This window comes from Colwellia asteriadis (assembly GCF_039523295.1).
Taxonomy (GTDB): Bacteria; Pseudomonadota; Gammaproteobacteria; order Enterobacterales; family Alteromonadaceae; genus Colwellia; species Colwellia asteriadis.
In genome coordinates this window covers 1-19,431 of record NZ_BAAAFA010000003.1, presented here as the reverse complement: position 1 = coordinate 19,431, position 19,431 = coordinate 1, and the positions used below count along the sequence as shown (strand labels likewise).

18 protein-coding genes and 1 pseudogene are annotated in these 19,431 nt (G+C 38.9%); 13 read left to right on the top strand and 6 right to left on the bottom strand.

Annotated features, from left to right (window positions below; all coding sequences use genetic code 11):
* The first annotated feature begins 16 nt into the window (after positions 1-16).
* From nagA to ABD005_RS04965, 3 genes are all read left to right on the top strand, one after another.
* A complete protein-coding gene (gene nagA, locus ABD005_RS04975; RefSeq protein WP_343815689.1) occupies positions 17-1,150 on the top strand; it encodes an N-acetylglucosamine-6-phosphate deacetylase in 1,134 nt (377 codons plus the stop codon).
* A gap of 107 nt (positions 1,151-1,257) precedes the next feature.
* Positions 1,258-2,568 (top strand): N-acetylglucosamine MFS transporter NagP, encoded by a 1,311-nt coding sequence (gene nagP / locus ABD005_RS04970; protein WP_425544881.1) that lies wholly within the window; start codon positions 1,258-1,260, stop codon positions 2,566-2,568.
* Between the two features lie 348 nt (positions 2,569-2,916).
* The gene (locus ABD005_RS04965) at positions 2,917-3,132 is read left to right on the top strand and encodes a TIGR02922 family protein (protein WP_343815686.1); all 216 of its coding nucleotides are present in this window, start codon (positions 2,917-2,919) and stop codon (positions 3,130-3,132) included.
* A gap of 140 nt (positions 3,133-3,272) precedes the next feature.
* On the opposite strand, the gene ccmE is transcribed toward ABD005_RS04965, so the two are convergent.
* The 5 genes from ccmE to ccmA all read right to left on the bottom strand — a co-directional run bounded on the left by ccmE (position 3,273) and on the right by ccmA (position 6,281).
* On the bottom strand, positions 3,273-3,794 hold the full coding sequence (ccmE, locus tag ABD005_RS04960) for a cytochrome c maturation protein CcmE (protein ID WP_215980890.1): 522 nt from the start codon (positions 3,792-3,794) through the stop codon (positions 3,273-3,275).
* 32 nt (positions 3,795-3,826) lie between these two features.
* Entirely contained in the window at positions 3,827-4,060 is a 234-nt protein-coding gene (gene ccmD / locus ABD005_RS04955; protein WP_215980891.1) for a heme exporter protein CcmD, read from the bottom strand.
* A 27-nt stretch (positions 4,061-4,087) separates the two neighbouring features.
* Entirely contained in the window at positions 4,088-4,831 is a 744-nt protein-coding gene (locus tag ABD005_RS04950) for a heme ABC transporter permease (protein WP_215980892.1), read from the bottom strand.
* On the bottom strand, positions 4,831-5,517 hold the full coding sequence (gene ccmB / locus ABD005_RS04945; RefSeq protein WP_215981066.1) for a heme exporter protein CcmB: 687 nt from the start codon (positions 5,515-5,517) through the stop codon (positions 4,831-4,833). The genes ABD005_RS04950 and ccmB overlap by 1 nt, the downstream gene beginning before the upstream one ends.
* Before the next feature lie 68 nt (positions 5,518-5,585).
* On the bottom strand, positions 5,586-6,281 hold the full coding sequence (gene ccmA, locus ABD005_RS04940) for a cytochrome c biogenesis heme-transporting ATPase CcmA (protein ID WP_343815680.1): 696 nt from the start codon (positions 6,279-6,281) through the stop codon (positions 5,586-5,588).
* Between the two features lie 429 nt (positions 6,282-6,710).
* Here ccmA and ABD005_RS04935 point away from each other — a divergent pair, with 429 nt between their 5' ends.
* The 5 genes from ABD005_RS04935 (at position 6,711) to dinB (ending at position 12,560) form a co-directional block, all read left to right on the top strand.
* Positions 6,711-8,720 (top strand): heme lyase CcmF/NrfE family subunit, encoded by a 2,010-nt coding sequence (locus ABD005_RS04935; protein ID WP_343816367.1) that lies wholly within the window; start codon positions 6,711-6,713, stop codon positions 8,718-8,720.
* Positions 8,721-8,726: 6 nt separating this feature from the next.
* A complete protein-coding gene (locus tag ABD005_RS04930) occupies positions 8,727-9,275 on the top strand; it encodes a DsbE family thiol:disulfide interchange protein (protein WP_343815677.1) in 549 nt (182 codons plus the stop codon).
* A 3-nt stretch (positions 9,276-9,278) separates the two neighbouring features.
* Positions 9,279-9,770 carry a cytochrome c-type biogenesis protein gene (locus tag ABD005_RS04925; protein WP_343815674.1) on the top strand — a complete coding sequence of 164 codons (492 nt, stop codon included), beginning with the start codon at positions 9,279-9,281 and terminating at the stop codon, positions 9,768-9,770.
* A 32-nt stretch (positions 9,771-9,802) separates the two neighbouring features.
* A complete protein-coding gene (gene ccmI / locus ABD005_RS04920; RefSeq protein WP_343815671.1) occupies positions 9,803-11,107 on the top strand; it encodes a c-type cytochrome biogenesis protein CcmI in 1,305 nt (434 codons plus the stop codon).
* A gap of 382 nt (positions 11,108-11,489) precedes the next feature.
* Positions 11,490-12,560, top strand: a complete 1,071-nt coding sequence (gene dinB / locus ABD005_RS04915) for a DNA polymerase IV (protein ID WP_343815668.1) — start codon at positions 11,490-11,492, stop codon at positions 12,558-12,560.
* Positions 12,561-12,651: 91 nt separating this feature from the next.
* On the opposite strand, the gene ABD005_RS04910 is transcribed toward dinB, so the two are convergent.
* Positions 12,652-13,698 carry a DUF21 domain-containing protein gene (locus ABD005_RS04910; RefSeq protein ID WP_215980898.1) on the bottom strand — a complete coding sequence of 349 codons (1,047 nt, stop codon included), beginning with the start codon at positions 13,696-13,698 and terminating at the stop codon, positions 12,652-12,654.
* A 147-nt stretch (positions 13,699-13,845) separates the two neighbouring features.
* Between ABD005_RS04910 and rimK the strand changes: the two genes are divergently transcribed.
* The 5 genes and pseudogenes from rimK (at position 13,846) to alaS (ending at position 19,243) form a co-directional block, all read left to right on the top strand.
* Positions 13,846-14,751 (top strand): 30S ribosomal protein S6--L-glutamate ligase, encoded by a 906-nt coding sequence (gene rimK / locus ABD005_RS04905; protein WP_215980899.1) that lies wholly within the window; start codon positions 13,846-13,848, stop codon positions 14,749-14,751.
* A 257-nt stretch (positions 14,752-15,008) separates the two neighbouring features.
* A complete protein-coding gene (locus ABD005_RS04900; RefSeq protein ID WP_343815662.1) occupies positions 15,009-15,980 on the top strand; it encodes a magnesium transporter CorA family protein in 972 nt (323 codons plus the stop codon).
* A 230-nt stretch (positions 15,981-16,210) separates the two neighbouring features.
* Positions 16,211-16,354: pseudogene (locus ABD005_RS18185) on the top strand (RecX family transcriptional regulator); the annotation flags it as partial.
* 143 nt (positions 16,355-16,497) lie between these two features.
* Entirely contained in the window at positions 16,498-16,581 is an 84-nt protein-coding gene (locus ABD005_RS18180) for a hypothetical protein (RefSeq protein WP_425544884.1), read from the top strand.
* Positions 16,582-16,612: 31 nt separating this feature from the next.
* Positions 16,613-19,243 carry an alanine--tRNA ligase gene (alaS, locus tag ABD005_RS04895; protein ID WP_343815659.1) on the top strand — a complete coding sequence of 877 codons (2,631 nt, stop codon included), beginning with the start codon at positions 16,613-16,615 and terminating at the stop codon, positions 19,241-19,243.
* The last annotated feature ends 188 nt before the right edge of the window (positions 19,244-19,431 follow it).

Below are 19,431 nucleotides of genomic sequence, written 5' to 3'. Positions count from 1 at the left end.
AAATATAGGAAACCCTATGACTTCAGTTCGACTTTATGCGCCACGCTTATTTGATGGTGAAAATTTTATCAATGAGCAAGTGCTTACATTAAGCCAAGGTAAGATAACGGCTATCGATCAAGAAACATCACATTTTGATGTTAAGGCATCAGGTTTAGTTGTTCCAGGTTATATTGATTTACAAGTTAATGGTGGCGGAGGCGCATTGTTTAATGACTCACCATCTGTTGAAAAGCTGAAAACCATTATGGCTGCCCATGCCAAATATGGTACTACTGCGATGATGCCAACCTTGATCACTGACAAAGTGGAAGTGATGGCGCAAGCCGCTGATGCTATTGCTCAAGCAATTAATGAAAATGTTGCAGGGATTGTTGGTGTGCACTTTGAAGGACCACACTTGTCTGTTGCAAAAAAAGGTACGCATTGTGCGGAGTACATTCGCCCTATTTCTGAGGCTGAATGGCAAGTGTTATCACGCCAAGATATTGGTCAAGTTATTGTTACCTTAGCGCCTGAAACTGTAGCACCTAACGATGTGAAACGTATGGTCGATTTAGGTATTAAAGTATGTATTGGTCACACCAATGCCGATTTTGAAACATCACAAAAGTCTATTGATGCTGGTGCTAGTGGCTTTACACATTTATTTAATGCTATGTCAGCATTTCAAGGGCGAGAGCCAGGTGTAGTTGGTAGCGCATTTTTAAATGACAATACCAGTTGTGGTTTAATTGTTGACGGGTTTCATGTTGACTATGCAAGCTGTCAAATAGCAATAAAAACTAAACCGCGTGGAAAAATATTCTTAGTGACAGATGCTATGCCACCGGTAGGTACAGACCAAACAGAATTCGCTTTATATGATCGCACTGTATATGTTGATAACAGAAAGTTAACTTCTACTACGGGTGAGCTTGCGGGATCCTCTTTAGATATGGCAAGTGCCGTTAAAAACACTCATTTGGGTTTAGGTGTTGAACTTGGTGAAGCCGTTCGCATGGGGAGTTTGTATCCTGCTGAATATCTGTATCAAGGACAAGAGGTTATCCGCGGCAAACTACAAGTGGGTAAACAAGCTGATTTTGTTATTTTAAATGATGACTTAACAGTAGATGAAACCTGGGTATCAGGTGAAAAATTCAATTAATTAAACGACTTATTTGTACTAAATGAGAAAGTTTTAGGACAAATAAGTTACTTAAACAAAAAATTCAAGCGATAATTATAACAATAACGCAAGTTAACGAGGAAGTTATGGAAATGTCTTTAACCGAAGAAAAAAAACAGAGTAATGCTCTACCCATGGTAATAGTTGCCGGACTATTCTTTATTTTAGGTTTTGCTACGTGGCTTAATGGCTCGTTAATGCCTTATCTACAACAAATACTACAACTGACTCCTTTTCAGGCGTCATTAATTATTTTCTCTTTCTATATTGCAGTAACGTTTACGGCACTACCTTCAGCGACTATTATTCGTAAAGTTGGTTATAAGAATGGTATGGCATTAGGTATGGCAACTATGATGGTCGCTGGCTTGTTGTTTATTCCAGCCGCTAAAACCCAAATATTTGCCTTATTTTTATTTGCTCAGCTAGTGATGGGTGCAGGTCAAACTTTATTACAAACAGCGGTTAACCCTTATGTTGTTCGTATTGGGCCAGAAGAATCAGCTGCTGCACGTATTTCTATCATGGGCATTATGAACAAAGGTGCAGGTGTTGTTGCTCCTATTGTATTCACCGCGCTTATTTTGAGTGGTTTTACTGACACAGTTGGCACTGAATTATCACAAAATCAAATTGATGACATGGCTAATAGCTTAATTCTTCCTTATTTAGGTATGGCATTATTTATTGGTTTATTAGGTTTTGCCGTTAAAAAATCACCTTTACCAGAGTTAGAGCAAGACGCTGATGATCAAACAGAAACTAAAGGCCAACTTAAAGAAGCATTAGCGCACCCTAACTTAGCGTTTGGTGTTATCGCTTTATTCTTATATGTAGCTGTTGAAGTTATTGCGGGTGATACTATTGGCTCTTTTGCCTTAGCGTTAAAGGTTGAAAAATACAGCGTGATGACCTCTTATACTATGGTTTGTATGGTTATTGGCTATATTTTAGGTATTGCTTTAATTCCTAAATTTATTTCTCAAGAAGCCGCATTAACCGCTTCAGCGATTTTAGGTGTGGTATTAAGCTTAGGTATTGTCTTTGCTGATAATAACTCATTCGCTATTGCTAATGGCTTATCGTTCATTCTTGGTGGTGTGCAACTACCCGATCCACTGATGTTATTAGCATTCCTTGGTTTAGCCAATGCTATCGTTTGGCCTGCTGTTTTCCCACTCGCCTTATCTGGGTTAGGTAAATTAACAAGTGTTGGCTCTGCTTTATTAGTAATGGGTATTGCTGGTGGCGCTTTTGGCCCAATGTTTTGGAGTATCGCAAGTGGTTCAAGTGGTACTGCTGAAGCAGCACAAAGTGGCTATATTGTGATGTTACCATGTTATTTATTTATTTTATTTTACGCGGTTAAAGGTTGTAAAATGAAGTCTTGGAAATAGTTATTCATTTATCAGGCTTGCTTTTGATGTAGCTTACAGCTAGATAAATCATCTAATACCGCAAGAAAAACCATCGTGTATTAAACGGTGGTTCAAAAGGCCCTCTTATTGTTATTCAGTAAGAGGGCCTTTTTTATTCCTTTAAAAATATAGGCTTAATCGGTTTTTATAGTTTAGTTATATATTATTCTCTTTTGTTGTTTAAAACGTGACTATCTGGTTGTACCAGATGTTGGTATGCTGGTACAACCAGATTGATATCTAACCAGTTGCTAGGTCAGACCAGATGTTTTTTATCTTAATAATCAATAAAAATTAATAATTATTCTAAAAGAAAGGATGCTAATAATGGGTGAGGCTAAACGAACAGTGACGGTTATTTATTGTAGTGATGGAGAGCTAGAGCTATTTAGAGAAACTCAAAGATTCGCATTGAATTTTTATGGTGACATGATTATTCCTGAGAGATATAAGCGTGGAAAAACAATTGTAGCCGTTTGTGAAGGAGAGGTTGAAATACTAAACAGTATTGGTGATCGCCTTATTGCAGAGTACTGGCCTTAAAGGTTAATCAGCTGCTTAACCACTTCATTACAACAGAAAAAAACCAACAAAAAAGGTGATTATGTTAATCACCTTTTTTGTTGGTTTTAGCTTGGGGCTGTAAGTACTATCTCATAGTGAAGAGAGAGTACCTATATTAGCTACTTTGTGTTGAGCTGCTCAGGGGTGTAGTTTGCTTTTTCATGCTTTTGTCCTGCTGCTTCAGCAAGCTCTGTCGGCATGTAATTCTCATCATGCTTAGCAAGTACTTCACTCGCTTCTACACTCAAACCCGTTGGTGGATGCTCGGCTAGCGTACCGTTTGCAACAATACCTTGGCCTTCTCGAAATAAATCGGGCAATATCCCTTCATAATAAACAGTAACGACAGGGTCTCCTTCATTAAATACAATAGGCATTACCATATCACTCAGTTGAAATGATACCTTTAGGCTTTCAGGGTCGCGTTTAACGCTACCAGGGACCACTAAGCCACCAATACGTATACGTTGACCAATAACCGGTTTAATCCCCGTCTCCTTCTTACCCGAAGTAATCTCGGAGGGGGTGTAAAATAAATCAATATTCTGACTTAAAGCGTAAAGCACTAAGCCTGCAATGGCGCCAATACCGATGAGTACAGAGCTGACAATTGCTAAGCGTTTTTTACGACGTGGGTTCATGAGATAGTACCTTTAATTAAAGTTAAATAGGGTTAACCTGCGGCTGAGTCGTCTGTCTTTGCTGCTTTTTTTCGCTGTTCACGACTTTTACGTAGCTTATCTTCTCGACGCTTATGTTGCGCAATATGGTTTATAATTCTTTTATGCCCCGCTTTTGAATCTATTACTAATAACGTTAGTAATAAAGCGGTAGCACCGAAAGATAGCCATACGTAAAAGCCGTATCCTCCCATGCTGATAAAGTCACTAAAATGAGTAAACTGCATTATTTGCTCTCCAATGTAAGTTTGCTACTACTGTGTTTTTTGTTCTACTAACTCACGCACCCAAGGACGAATACTGTTGCGAGCTAAAATCTCATTGCGAAAACGTAAACAGATAATCACACCGACCAATAATGAAAAACCAATAAAGCAAAAAATAAATGGCCAGAGCATATCAAGTGACATTGATGGCTTTCCTAGTTTGCTGACGGTTGAACCTTGGTGAAGTGTATTCCACCATTCAACAGAATATTTAATAATTGGAATGTTGATAACACCAACTAAGGTTAAAATTCCCGCTGCTTTGCCGGCTAAATTTTTATCTTCAAATGCGCTATGTAAGGCAATAACCCCTAAATATAAAAACAATAAAATTAATTCAGAGGTTAAACGTGCATCCCATATCCACCAAGTGCCCCACATAGGTTTACCCCAAGCAGAGCCTGTAATTAAAGCAATTGCAGTAAAAGCTGCACCAACAGGTGCCATTGCAGCTGCCGAGGCATCAGCAAGCCTTACTTGCCAAACTAAGCTACTAAAAGCGGCAATAGCCATAGAAACATAAATACCCATTGAAAGTGAGGCTGCAGGAACATGTACGTAAAATATGCGAAAACTATCACCTTGTTGATAATCGGCAGGGGCAAATAAAAGCGCCCATACTAAGCCAATACTTAAAAATATTGCAGCAAGGTAACTAAACCAAGGCAGCAATTTATTTGTAAGGTGATAAGACACTTCAGGGTTTGCATAAGGGTGTAACCATTTCCACATTAATTAGTACTCACTTTTAGTGCGGCACCTACGGCAAAAGGTGCAAGAGTTAAAGAGCCAAAAAATAGCGCGGCAATTATAGCAAGTTGTCCGCTGTAGGGTAAACCAAGCGCTGCGGTATCAATGGCGCTCGTTGCAAAGATTAATACAGGAATATAAAGCGGTAGCACTAATAAGCTGAGTAAAACACCGCCTTTTTTTATACCAACAGTTAATGCCACGCCTATAGCCCCCAATAGACTTAAAACGGGCGTACCTAAAAACAAGGTTATTATTAACGCTCCGTAACTGTTTTCATCCAAATGCAGTAATACTGCTAATAATGGAGCCATTAGTATTAACGGCAAACCGGTAATTAACCAATGAGCCGTGATTTTTGCCAGCACTAAAATAAATATTGGATGTGGACTTAATAGCATTTGCTCTAAGGAGCCGTCGGTGAAGTCAGCTTTAAATAAGCGATCTAACGATAAAAGTGTTGCTAGGAGGGCTGCAACCCAAATAATGCCTGGTGCAATGCGGCTTAAAGTATTTGCCTCTGGGCCAATACCTAATGGAAATAACGTGATAACAATCACAAAAAATAATAACGGATTGATAATATCGTCACGGTGGCGCAATGCGATGGTTAAATCGCGTTTTAACACTAATGAGAAAGCGCGACGATAAGAAAGCTGTTTACTCATGGGGAGCAGGTTATTGTCTTTATTATTGGGAGTTGATGTTGCTAATGTCATTTGTCGATTTCTCTGCGTTAATCAAAAGCAATATCGTTGCTGTAATCTAAAGTGATTTTTTTAAGCTGGGTGTTAGCTAATGCACTTAAATCTTGGTGGGTCGTAAGTATAATGCAACCGCCGCGTTGAGCGTGTGCTAAAAAAAGTGCCTCTAAATCACTAACACCTTGCTTATCAATTGCGGTAAAGGGCTCATCTAAAATCCAAATGGGGGCGTTGCTTTGGTATAACCTTGCGAGTGCGGTTCTGCGATGTTGTCCAGCGCTTAAATTAGAAGCTAAATTATCTTCAAAGCCCATTAAATTTACGTTGGTTAATGCTTGAGCTTGACCGTCAGCGTTGTCACCGTGCAATGCAATATTAAAATTTAGGTTTTCCTCTACGGTCATTTCGCCTTTTATTCCTGATAAGTGACCAAAATAAAGTAAATTTTGTTGATACTCTTCACGGTAACGAGTAATAGCCTGTAGGTTTTCTTTGTTATGAGTAGCAGTTGACTGAAAAAGTACTTGCCCTTCGTATGGCTGCGATAAACCAGTAAGTATACGTAATAAACTGGTTTTTCCTGAGCCATTAGGACCTTCAACTTGTATAATGTCCCCGGCGAAAACATCAAAAGATAAAGCATCAAACAATAACCTGTCTTGGCGAATACAAGTTAAGTTTTTAGCGCTGAGTAACAGTGATGCTTTTGGTGTTGTTGATGGAGTCACGTTAATTTTTCTTATTAGTTAATGCTAATGCTCGGTTAACACTTTTTATCGATGTAATTGCCACAGTAATTGTTATTGTACATTATATACTTGAATAATTTTGTGCTTATTTTTCATCAAGCTTACATATATATTAACGGTTTTTTCTCTGGTAATTATTGATGTAGATCGCATAATCACTGTGAGTAATATCTTATCATAGGCACTATGGTTGTAACCTTATAAAGTTGTAACATTATGAAACAACTTGCAGGGGGAATTTACATTAATATTTCGCGCAATTAAATGTTAGAATATTTTAGTGATTTTTAACCAGCAGCCTATAAGTATTTTACTATCTTTTACTGGTAGTTGTTTGTTGAGTAAATATTTTTTAGTAGAGCGGAGAGAGCAATGCTACCTAATGTAGTACCTGAAGTAATTCCTAGGCTGATACCTGAGCTTGGTCATCTAGCCTTAATCATCGCGTTAGCTTTTGCGCTGTGTTTAAGTGTTATCCCTTTAATTGGTGTTCATAGCTCAAATAAAAGCTCATTAAAAAAGCTAATGAGCTACGCCAAGCCACTAACGTTTGGTATGTTTATTTTCACCAGTATTAGCCTTTTTATTCTGGCGTATAGCTTTGTTATTGATGACTTCTCCGTTAAATATATTGCTGGCCACTCTAATACTCACCTTCCTTATTATTTTAAAATTAGTGCTGTATGGGGTGGACACGAAGGTTCACTGTTACTCTGGGTTTTCTCCCTTACGGCCTGGACCGCCGCCGTTGCCAGGTTTTCCAGTGCAATTGAAGAAGAGTTTATTGCTCGCGTTTTAGCGGTAATGGGCATGATAGCGGTTGGTTTTATTGCTTTTACGGTGCTGACTTCAAACCCATTTGAACGCTTATGGCCCAATGCGCCATTAGAAGGGAGAGACTTAAACCCATTATTACAAGATATTGGTTTGATTATTCACCCACCATTACTTTATCTTGGTTATGTTGGCTTTGCCGTTGCCTTTGCTTTTGCTGTTGCAGCCCTAATGATGGGTAAAATGGATGCTGCTTGGGCACGTTGGTCACGCCCTTGGACTGTTGGCGCTTGGATGTTTTTAACATTAGGTATTGCCCTAGGAAGCTGGTGGGCGTATTACGAACTTGGCTGGGGCGGTTGGTGGTTTTGGGACCCTGTTGAAAATGCCTCATTTATGCCTTGGCTTGTTGGTACTGCTCTTATTCACTCATTGGCGGTTACCGAAAAGCGTGGCACGTTTAGAAACTGGACCATATTATTGGCAATTTTTGCCTTTGGTTTAAGCTTACTTGGCACATTTTTAGTACGCTCTGGTGTGATTACCTCGGTTCACTCTTTTGCCGCTGATCCATCAAGAGGTGTTTTCATTTTAATGATTCTAGCTTTTGCAATGGGTGGGGCATTAACGCTATATGCCTTTAGAGCACGTACTGTTGCCAGCTTCTCTCGCTTTGCCTTTTATTCACGTGAAACTGCATTATTACTTTGTAATGTGATTTTAGTGATTGCCGCAGTAACGGTATTATTGGGTACGCTTTATCCTTTATTAGTTGACGCACTAGGTTATGGAAAAATCTCGGTAGGTCCTCCATATTTTAACGCGGTATTTGTGCCTATTATGAGCATGCTCTTTGTTATTATGGGGATTGGACCAATGATTCGCTGGAAAAAGGCGAAAAAAGGCGAACTGCGTAAGCATTTAGTTAAACCGTCAGTTTTTAGTATTGCCTTTGGCTTGTTGTTTCCTGTTGTTTATGCCGGTGAGTTTAATATTCTGGTTGCTATGGGTATGACATTAGCAATGTGGGTTTTCTTAGTGGTGGTAAAAGAAGTACGCAACCAATTGAAAGCGTCAGGAAAATTATCTATTAGCCACTTAGGCATGGCAACAGCACACGCTGGTATTGCTATTACTATTGTTGGTGTAACGCTTGTTTCAAGCTATGAAAGTGAAACTAACGTAAAGTTAGGGCTTGATGAAAAAGTTACTATTTCAGGCTACCAAATTGAATTCAAAGGTATTAAGCAGGTTGAAGGGCCAAACTATAGTGCAGAGCAAGGTCAAATCAATGTTTATAAAAATGATGATTTTGTAGCGTTATTAAAACCTGAACGCCGATCTTATCGTGTTCAAACAATGGGAATGACAGAAGCGGCTATCGATCCTGGTTTATTCCGCGATGTTTATGTTGCTTTAGGTGATCCGATTGTTATTAATGGACAACATGACGGTTCTTGGGCTGTACGTGTACACTATAAACCCTTTGTACGCTGGATTTGGTTAGGTGCTATTTTCATGGCACTTGGTGGCGTGCTGTCTATGCTTGATAAACGCTATCGTCGCCGAAAAAGCAACACCGCTAAAGAGCCTGTTGTAGCCGACTTACTTACTCAACCTGTTTCAAATAATACCAAGGCTTAATGAATAATGAATAAACTCATTCGTTTTTTACCCCTTATATTAGTGATTGCATTGGGCGTGGTTTTATATCGAGGGTTATCATTAAACCCACAAGAAATGCCGTCAGCGCTGGTAGGTAATAGTATGCCAACCTTTAATTTATCGACATTAAATAATGCAGACAAACGGGTAACACAGGCCGACTTATTAGGTGATATTGTACTCATTAACGTATGGGCAACGTGGTGTCCAACCTGTAAGTATGAACACCCTTATTTGGTTGATGTGGCTAAAAACCCGAAAGTGAAGCTTTATGGTTTAAATTATAAAGACGATCGCGTAGCTGGACAGCAATGGCTTGTTGATTATGAAGACCCGTATATTTTCTCAATATTTGATGAAGAAGGTACGCTCGGTTTAGATCTTGGTGTTTATGGCGCACCTGAAACTTTTGTTATTGATCACCATGGTGTTATTCGTAAGCGTTTTGCTGGTGCTATTGATACACGCGTTTGGCGCTCCGAGTTTGAGCCGCTTATTGAACAGCTTATTGTTGAAAAGCAACAAGGGAAATAAACCATGCTATTTAAAAAAACACTCATTGTATTGTTAACCGTTGTGGCCTACTTCTGTGCAAGCTTTAGTAGCTCTTTATCAAATCAAGCCTATGCTAGTCCGATGGATACCTACGAATTTCATGATGAAGTGACTAAAATACGCTTTCAAGCACTTACCAAAGAGTTACGCTGCCCTAAATGTCAAAATCAAAACTTAGCTGACTCTAACTCACCCATTGCTGCTGATTTACGTAATGAAGTGTATGAATTGTTGATGCAAGGTAAGGCCGATATTGAAATTGTTGACTTTATGGTGAAACGTTACGGGGAATTTGTTTTATATCGCCCTCGTGTTTCACAGTTAACTTATGTTCTATGGTTTGGACCCGCGGTATTAATATTGTTTGGCGCAATTGTTGTCACTGTTATTGTTAGAAGAAAGCCTGTGGCAGAGAAAGATATACAACTCAATGCTGAACAGCAAGACAAACTCAAACGCTTTCTTAAAAAATAACCCAGCACCTATTAAAATAAGTAGAAAATATTATGGAATTAGCTTTAATCCTTTTGGCACTATTCGCCTTATTGTTACTGGTGGTTTGGTTACCGTTTTTTAAGCAAACCAAACAAAAAAATACCGACAACGCTAATGTGCGTGATGAAACCAATGTACGTTTATATCATGAGCATAAAAAAGAAATAGAAAAAGACTTTCAAGACGGCGGTATTGATGATGAAAACTATCAATATCTACTAGCTGAGCTTGACAGTAGCTTGTTACAAGACATTGAAGCAAGCGAAACTAGTGCTGATATTGCCACCGGAAAAGAAAAAAACTTTTCGGTGATCTGGCCTATAGCATTGAGCGTGTTCATTCTTACCTTTACGGTTGGATTTTATTTAAAGCACGGTCACTTAGAGCAAATAACCCAACCTGCGATTAATGATGCTCATCAAGGTATGAGCGCTGAGCAACTACAAGCACAACGCCAAAAAGAAACGGTCGCTTATATTAAAAAATTACAGCAGCGTACCCAAGAAAATGCAGATGATGCTGAAGCTTGGTATAACTTAGGGCAAACCTTTGTCGTTGTTGGTGAGTTTGATGCGGCAATTAAATCATTTGAGCAAGTCATTCGTATTGAAGGAGAGCATGCTGATTTACTGGGAGCGATTGCTCAGGCACATTATTATAAAAATGATCAACAGATTAATGAAATAGTGCAGCATTATATTGATAAATCATTAGCTTTAGATGCTAACGACGCTTCAACCAATATATTACTTGGTATGCATAATTTCTTAGGTGAAAATTACCCGCAAGCAATTAGCCATTGGCAGCGTGTTATTGATGCTAATAAGCAAGGCGTTAATATTGCGGCATTAAAAGAAGCGGTAGCTGAGGCTAATAACCGTATGGGGCTATCAGGTAGCTCACAAGCTGATAGTGGCGATAAAAGTAATGATAGCCCAAGCTCAAAGCTTGATTCAGCAGACGGACCACAGTTGAATGTATCGGTGAGTTTATCTGAAAATATTTCAGCTAAGCTTGCCCAAGGTGAAGATCGCGTAGTATTTGTTTATGCGATACCAACTACGGGTCAGCGTATGCCATTAGCGGCAGTTAAAATTAAGTTAAGTGACTTGCCAACGGTTATCGTGCTTAATAACTCGCAAGCAATGAGCAGCGCGAATACCTTAGGCAGTGTTGAGCAAGTAAATTTATTTGCAATAGCATCTAAGTTAGGCGGCGTTGGCATAAAGCCGGGTGATTATAAAGCAGAGAAAAAAGACGTTGCTGTTAATAGTACAGGCACTATTTCATTAGTGATAGATAGCTTGGTTGAGTAACGCTTTGAGTCTCTATTAAGTGCAGCTAAGCGGCTTATTATAATACGCTGTATATTGCGCATAACGACAACGTGAGTAAATTGATCTACCAGGGGTAATGCCCATCAAGATCTAATTTATTCACGTTTTTTTATTCTATAAGAAAAAATTATTATGGGACCCGCGCAGAGCACTACTATTACATTGCGAGGTTAACTAACCTAGGAGTGAGGTAGTACACTCATCTATAACTAACCCGCTAGATCCAATGCCAAAGAGTAATCAAGCTATACTCTTCTCGTTAAATAAAGTTTTAACTTCATTTATACCTTGTACTATTTTTACTTGTCATTTTTAGGTACTTAACTATACTGTCTTTATATACAGTTATCGAGTGCGTAAAATGACAAGTCAGCGTAAAATTATTCATATTGACATGGATTGCTTTTATGCCGCTGTTGAAATGCGGGATTTCCCTGAATATAGAAATATCCCTTTAGCTGTTGGTGGAGATGGACCACGTAGTGTTTTATCTACGTGTAATTATTTAGCAAGACAATACGGTGTTCGTTCAGCATTACCTGCAAGTAAAGCAAAGCAGCTTTGCCCTGAACTTGTTATTGTTCACGGGCGTATGAAAGTTTATCAAGAAGTCTCCTCTAAAATCAGAGAGATATTTGCTCGCTACACTTCATTAATTGAGCCGCTGTCGCTAGACGAAGCTTACCTTGATGTAACCCACTGCAAGCACTTTAATGGCTCAGCGACACTTATTGCTAATGATATTCGCCTTGCTATTTTTACTGAATTACAGCTAACGGCATCTGCCGGTATTGCTCCTATTAAGTTTCTCGCTAAAATAGCCTCTGATTTAAATAAGCCAAACGGACAGTATGTTATTACGCCTGCGCAAGTTGATGGCTTTATCGATAATATGCCCCTCAAAAAAATTCCAGGTGTTGGTAAAGTGAGCGCAGAAAAACTAAAGTTAAGTGGTTTAACTTTAGGGCGTGATGTAAAAGCGTTAGATGAAGCAAGCCTTATTCAAAAATTTGGTAAATTAGGGCACTCACTCTGGCATAAATGTCATGGTCGAGATAATCGTGCAGTAGAAACCACTAGGGTAAGAAAGTCCGTTGGCGTTGAAAGAACTTTTGCGGATGATATTCATGATGTTAAAACGCTAAATCATTACATGAACAATAAATTAATTCCTGAGCTTAAGCTTAGAGCAGAGAAATATTTATTAACAAGAAACATTAGTAAACTGGGAGTTAAGGTTAAGTTTAAAGATTTTCACCAAACGACGAAAGAATTTAAGTTTCACCAATTTGATGAATTAGTTTTTAAAACTTTACTGGAAGAAGGGCTGGCAAGAGGTCAGGGCAAAGCGGTACGTTTGTTAGGCGTTCATATTGGCTTAGGGGATAGTATTCAACAAGAGCAGCAGCAAATAGAGTTTGAGTTGTTATAGTTTAATCACACAAAAACAATAAGCTGTAGTCGCTCAGCCATTCACTATGTAAATGACTGATTAACGCTACCTAATAATAACCCCAAGTCATTTATGAGGCTGTTTCTGCGACTTTAGGGTCGCTAGGTAACATGCCCTTGAGTAATAAGCCGAAAATATCAGCCCCCGTAATAATACGCTTTGTTTCACCCCAAATTAATAGCACGTCATGTTCAATAACCCCATCAAAGTTTTTATCAATAGAGGTGTTACTTTTCATCAATAACATTGCTTCATTTAATGGTGTCGTTTCGTCAGTGATAACTACCGGGCGATGACAATAATGATATGGATCGAAGCTTTCTTGTTGGTACAATGCAGCACGAGAAAAACCGTCAGCATCTAATACTAACAGCGGCTCACCTTCTTCATTGGTTAAAATCACCCAACTGTGGTTGGTATTATTCACTAGCTTTAAAAAAGCATCGTCAGGGCTCTGTGTAATTTCAGGAATAATAGGTAAATCTAATTTAGTGGGTAGGGCGATAATTGATTTAGGATCAATTACTTCTCCCTCTTGTGTTACATGTATTTCATCTAACGCAAAAAAGTTTAATGCGCCTATACCTTCAACATGGTTTAAGTCAGCTTCTTCTGCGGTGATATGTTGCTTAATAATATTACGTAGCTCACTTTCTTCTAAATAAGTAATACCTTCTTTACCTAACCAGCCATCTAATATAAGCGCGGTTGGTCGTGCAACAGGATAAAATAAAAACTGATAGAAACGAATAACTGGTGCCAGCATATTTCCCATTTTTAAGGCGTTTCGTGAAAAGTAAGCTTGAGGGGTAATTTCACCAATAATCGTGATAGCAATGGTTGAAAATAAAAAGGCGCTAATACCAGTAAGTACCGAGTCAGATAACATAGTGAGCAATACGTTAATACCTACATTACCCCATAAAATGGTTGCCAGTAAAAAATTAGAATCATCTCTTAGCTGTAAAACCTTAATGGCTGCCTTGTTACCTTTTTTAGCTTCAACCTCTAAATGTAAGCGGCTGATTGAAAAAAAAGCGAGATTGAGCCCTGAGAATATTGCAGATTGCGTGATACAAAATGCGATGGCACACCATAAAATGATGTCTGTAGACATATATTTTCCTAAATGTATTTAATAGAACGTGTTTCAGGCATCAACTTAAGCTTAAATTACCCGAAATGAAAGTAAAATAAACTGCTATGCTAACTAATTAGTTGGTTTTTAATCAGTACACTTACCTAAAATGAAAAGGCTTTCAAAATGAAAATTGCTATTTTATCACGAAATAAAAAACTCTACTCTACTCGTAGACTCGTTGAAGCAGCTAGAGCAAGAGGGCATGAAGTTGATGTGATTGATACGCTACATTGCTACATGGATATTACCAGTAATAAGCCAACAGTAAGGTATCATGGTGAAGAGCTGCCCAAATACGATGCTGTTATTCCTCGCATTGGTGCTTCAGTTACTTTTTACGGTACAGCCGTTGTTAGGCAGTTTGAGATGATGGGCACCTTTATCGTGAATGAGTCAGTGGCTATTAGCCGTTCACGTGATAAGTTACGTTCAATGCAATTGTTATCGCGTAAAGGGGTTGGGTTACCACGCACAGGGTTTGCTAACAGACCTGACAACATTAAAGACCTAATTAAAAATGTGGGTGGCGCTCCTGTAGTAATTAAATTACTTGAAGGTACGCAAGGCATTGGTGTGGTGCTTGCTGAAACCGCTAAAGCGGCTGAAGCAATTGTTGAAGCATTTATGGGCTTAAGTGCGGATATTTTGGTGCAGGAGTTTATTAAAGAAGCTGGCGGTGCTGATATTCGGTGTTTAGTGGTCGGCGGTAAAGTGGTTGCGGCCATGAAGCGTCAAGGTGCTGAGGGTGAGTTTCGCTCTAACCTACATCGTGGTGGCAGTGCTGAACTTGTTAAGCTAACAAAAGAAGAACGAGCAACCGCAGTTATGTCGGCTAAAGTTATGGGATTAGGTATGTGTGGTGTTGATATTTTACGTGCCGAGCGTGGCCCTGTTGTTATGGAAGTTAACTCCTCGCCTGGCCTAGAGGGGATTGAGAACGCAACTAACAAAGATGTTGCAGGTATGATCATTGAATATATTGAAAAGCATGCTAAAGAAGGTAATACCAAAACCAAAGGAAATGGTTAGTCTCTTATGTTTAATGCCGACTTAATGTCGACAAAAACGCTTAGTTGCCACGCAGCTAAGCGTTTTTTATTGGCGAGTCATGCGTCATATGAGCTAATCTGAGTTCAGGTTAAATATAATAAATTATAACAACATTGAATTTACTTGCAAAACCCTAGTTATTAGCGCATAAATCGACCTTATTATTTTAAGCTCTGTGTAATATGTAAGTATTTTTAACCTGGGCTGGCGTTTATTTATTATATTGGAGTGAAAACATGATCAGAACAATGTTGATTTCCCCATCATCTTCAGTAGAGATGGGCGGTGAAGAATTGTTAGCTCAGTGGGAAAATAGCACTGATACATTGCTTTGGATTGATCTTGATAACCTTGATCGCACTAAAGAAAAAGCACTATTAAATCAATTAGGCTGCCACCCTCTAGCAATACAAGATGCGCAGCGTGATAGACACCCGCCTAAAGTTGAGCTATTTAGTGATTACATTTTTCTACTTTATCGCGGTTTTGTTGAAAATGATGACAGTTTGAAATTTGAGCATTTACAAGTCAGCATGTTTATCGGTCATCGTATTTTAATTACTAGTCACCCTAAAAGCTCAATTGCTATTAATAGTTTATTCAATAAAACCAGTGCAAAATACTTACAGCGTAGCCCTATGCACTTAGCGTTAAAAATATTTCATAGTAGCTGTGGTAATTACCTTAAGCAGTTATTCACATTTGAAGCTAACCTAGAAAAAATTGAAGATGAATTTCAATTAAGTGGTAACGACCAAATGATGCGAGAGATCACATCATATCGTTCTCAATTAGTTAAAATCAGAAGAACCTTTAATTACCACGTGACCATTGGAGATACGCTTAAAGTATACCTTGAAGATGAGGAAACTGCGTTAATCACCGCAGACGAAGTACATACCTTAACCGACTTAAGAGAGCGGTTAGATAGGTTATTGAGCCTTTCACAAATGTATTATGATATTTGTGGCGACTTAATTGATGGCTATATGTCTATCACTTCACACCAACTTAATGCCACTATGCGTGTACTCACAGTAATCACAGCGTTATTTGTCCCATTAACCTTTTTAGCGGGCATTTATGGGATGAACTTTGAGAATATACCGGAGCTAAAATTTGAAAATGGTTATTACATATTGCTCGGTGTTATGACGGTAACCTCGGTAGCTTTGATTGCGTTCTTTAAACGTAAGCGCTGGTTATGATACAGTGAAATAGGTGAGTGTTTCTTGAGGGAACATTGCTATATTCAACAACAATTATTATTAATTACTCGCCAAGCGCTTTATAATGCCAACATGGTTATTTAGCTAAAAAGGGGGAGAGTTTGAAACAAACCGCACTCCATTGCGCCGTTGGCTTATTAGCACGGTGAGAGCACTCACAAGCAGAGCTAACCCAAAAACTATTAACACGCGAGTTTCTTCAAGCAGATATTGATAAAGCTATTGAGAGACTACTAGAAAAAAACTACCTTAGTGATGAGCATTTTGCACTAAGTCGCTATCACTATCGTGTTAATCGAGGTTACGGTTGGTATTACATTGCTAATGAATTAAAACAAAAGGGCGTTTGCACAACAATCATACAAAATTTGCGTGAAAGTTGTGAAATTGATTGGTATCTTCAAGCCGAGCTTGCGTATAATAAACGCTTTGCTATGAAAGATGCTGTTGATGAGCACATAGATGACAGCCTAGATAAAAAACTAAGCATAAGCTTATGGAAAAAGACAAAGCCAAAAAAATTCGTTTTTTGCAATACCGTGGTTTTTCAACCGATGAAATAATTGCGGTAATAGAATGATAATTAAATAAATCGATTTGTAGAGTATCTCATGATTAAAAGCACCGCCGAAGTCCGTCAGGCATTTTTAGATTTCTTTGCCACCAAACAACACCAAATAGTTAAAAGCAACTCATTAATACCCGGCAACGATGCCACGCTATTATTTACTAATGCTGGTATGGTGCCATTTAAAGATGTTTTTTTAGGTGCTGAAAAACGCAGTTATACCCGAGCAACGTCAGCACAGCGCTGTGTACGTGCTGGTGGTAAGCATAACGATTTAGAAAACGTTGGCTATACTGCGCGCCACCACACTTTTTTTGAAATGTTAGGTAACTTCAGTTTTGGCGATTACTTCAAAAATGATGCGATTAGCTATGCTTGGGAGTTTTTAACAACCGTATTAGGGCTTCCAAAAGAGAAACTTCTGGTAACCGTTTATGAAACGGATGAAGAAGCATATGCTTATTGGAAAGATATCATTGGCATACCAGCAGAAAAAATTATCCGTATTGGTGATAAGTCGGCGGGTAAAAAATACGAGTCAGATAACTTCTGGTCAATGGGCGATACTGGCCCTTGTGGCCCTTGCTCTGAAATATTTTATGATCACGGTGAAGATATTTTTGGTGGTCCTCCTGGATCGCCTGATGAAGACGGTGATCGTTTTATTGAAATTTGGAATATTGTTTTCATGCAGTTCAACCGCCAGGTTGATGGCACAATGGAACCATTACCTAACCCGTCTATTGATACAGGTATGGGGTTAGAGCGTATTTCAGCGATTATGCAAAATGTGCATAGCAACTATGAAATTGATATTTTCCAAGCGTTAATTAAAGATACTGCGAGCTTACTTAGCTGTAATGACCTAGACCATAAATCATTACGTGTTATTAGTGATCATATCCGTTCATGTAGTTTTTTAATTGTTGATGGCGTTATTCCGTCAAATGAAGGACGCGGTTATGTATTACGTCGTATTATTCGTCGTGCTATTCGTCATGGTCATAAACTAGAGGCGAAAGGGCACTTCTTCCATAAATTAGTGTCTTCACTGATTGCCCAAATGGGTGATGCGTACCCTGAGCTAGTTCAGCAACAAGCGACTATTGAAAAGTTATTACGTATTGAAGAAGAGCAGTTTGGACGTACGCTTGATCGCGGTATGGTGCTACTTGAAGATATTCTAACTAATTTACAGGGTGACACTATACAAGGTGATGACGTCTTTAAATTATATGATACTTATGGATTTCCAGCTGATTTAACTGCTGATATTGCTCGTGAGCGACAATTAAATATTGATCACAATGGCTTTGATATTGCTATGGGACAACAGCGCGAACGTGCCCAACAAGCGAGTCAATTTGGTACTGACTATAACCTGCAACTTAAGTCTGATCAGAAAACAGAATTTAAAGGTTATGACAATAACTCTGCTTCAGCGACTATTGTTGAACTTTTCAATAACACAGACCAAGAAGCGGTTAGCGAGTTAAAAGCAGGTGAGCAAGGGATTGTTATTCTTGACCATACGCCATTTTATGCTGAATCGGGTGGTCAAGCAGGCGACAGTGGCTTCCTACATCTTGATGGCGGTTACTTTGAAGTTAAAGATACCACTAAGCTAGGTAATGCATATGCGCACAGAGGTATTGCGCATACTGATATGGGCTTGAATCGTCGTGTTAAAGCTGAGATTGATGTAGAACGCCGTGCGGCAATTGTTAAAAACCATACCGCAACACATTTATTACACGCGGCTTTACGTAAAGTTTTAGGTGAACATGTTGGGCAAAAAGGCTCGTTATGTGATAGTGAAAAATTACGTTTTGACTTCTCTCATTTTGAAGCGGTAACTGCCGATGAATTAAAAGCGGTTGAGCAACTTGTTAACGATGAAATACGTCGAAACCACTTAAAACAAACTGAATCAATGTATATTGAAGAAGCTAAAGAAAAGGGTGCGATGGCCTTATTTGGTGAAAAGTATGATGATGAAGTACGGGTAGTGACTTTAGGTGACTTTTCTATTGAGCTTTGTGGTGGTGTTCATGTTGAGCGCACCGGTGACATCGGTTTACTGAAAATAGTTTCTGAGTCAGGCATTGCAGCAGGTGTTCGCCGTATTGAAGCGGTAACGGCTATTGAAGCTCTAAACTTTGTTGATAAGCAAGCAGAGTCACTATCGAATATTGCCAGCCTAGTAAAGAGTGATGTTGCAGGTGCTCCAGGGAAAGTAGAGCAGCTAATTAGTCGCTCTAAACAACTTGAGAAAGAAATCGCACAGTTAAAGCAAGAATTAGCAGCACAAGCAGGCTCTGACCTAGTAAATAACGCGATTAATATTCATGGTGTTAATGTACTGATTGCTGACTTAAATGGCGTAGAGAGCAAAGCACTACGTGGCATGGTAGATGAACTTAAAAATAAAATGCAGTCAGGCATAATCATGCTTGCTACGGCTAATGAGGGTAAAGTTGGCTTAATTGCTGGTGTTACTAAAGATTTAGTAGGTAAGGTTAAAGCCGGCGAATTAGTGAATATGGTTGCCTTACAAGTCGGCGGTAAAGGGGGCGGTCGCCCTGATATGGCACAAGCTGGCGGTAGTCAACCTGAAAACATCACTGCAGCTCTAGCGAGTGTTGAAGCTTGGTTATCAGATAAGCTTGCCTAAAAATATTATGTTGATAAAAGGTTTTTATTAATGTCTTGATTGTAAAAAAGAAGCTTCGGCTCAATGCCGATCAGTTAAGAGAATGATCGGTTGACCGATCCAAACGATCATGCAAAATCCGTAGTTAGGAAACTAACTACGGATTTTTTTTGTGAATATTGAACAAGCATTACAGACCACACTTGAAG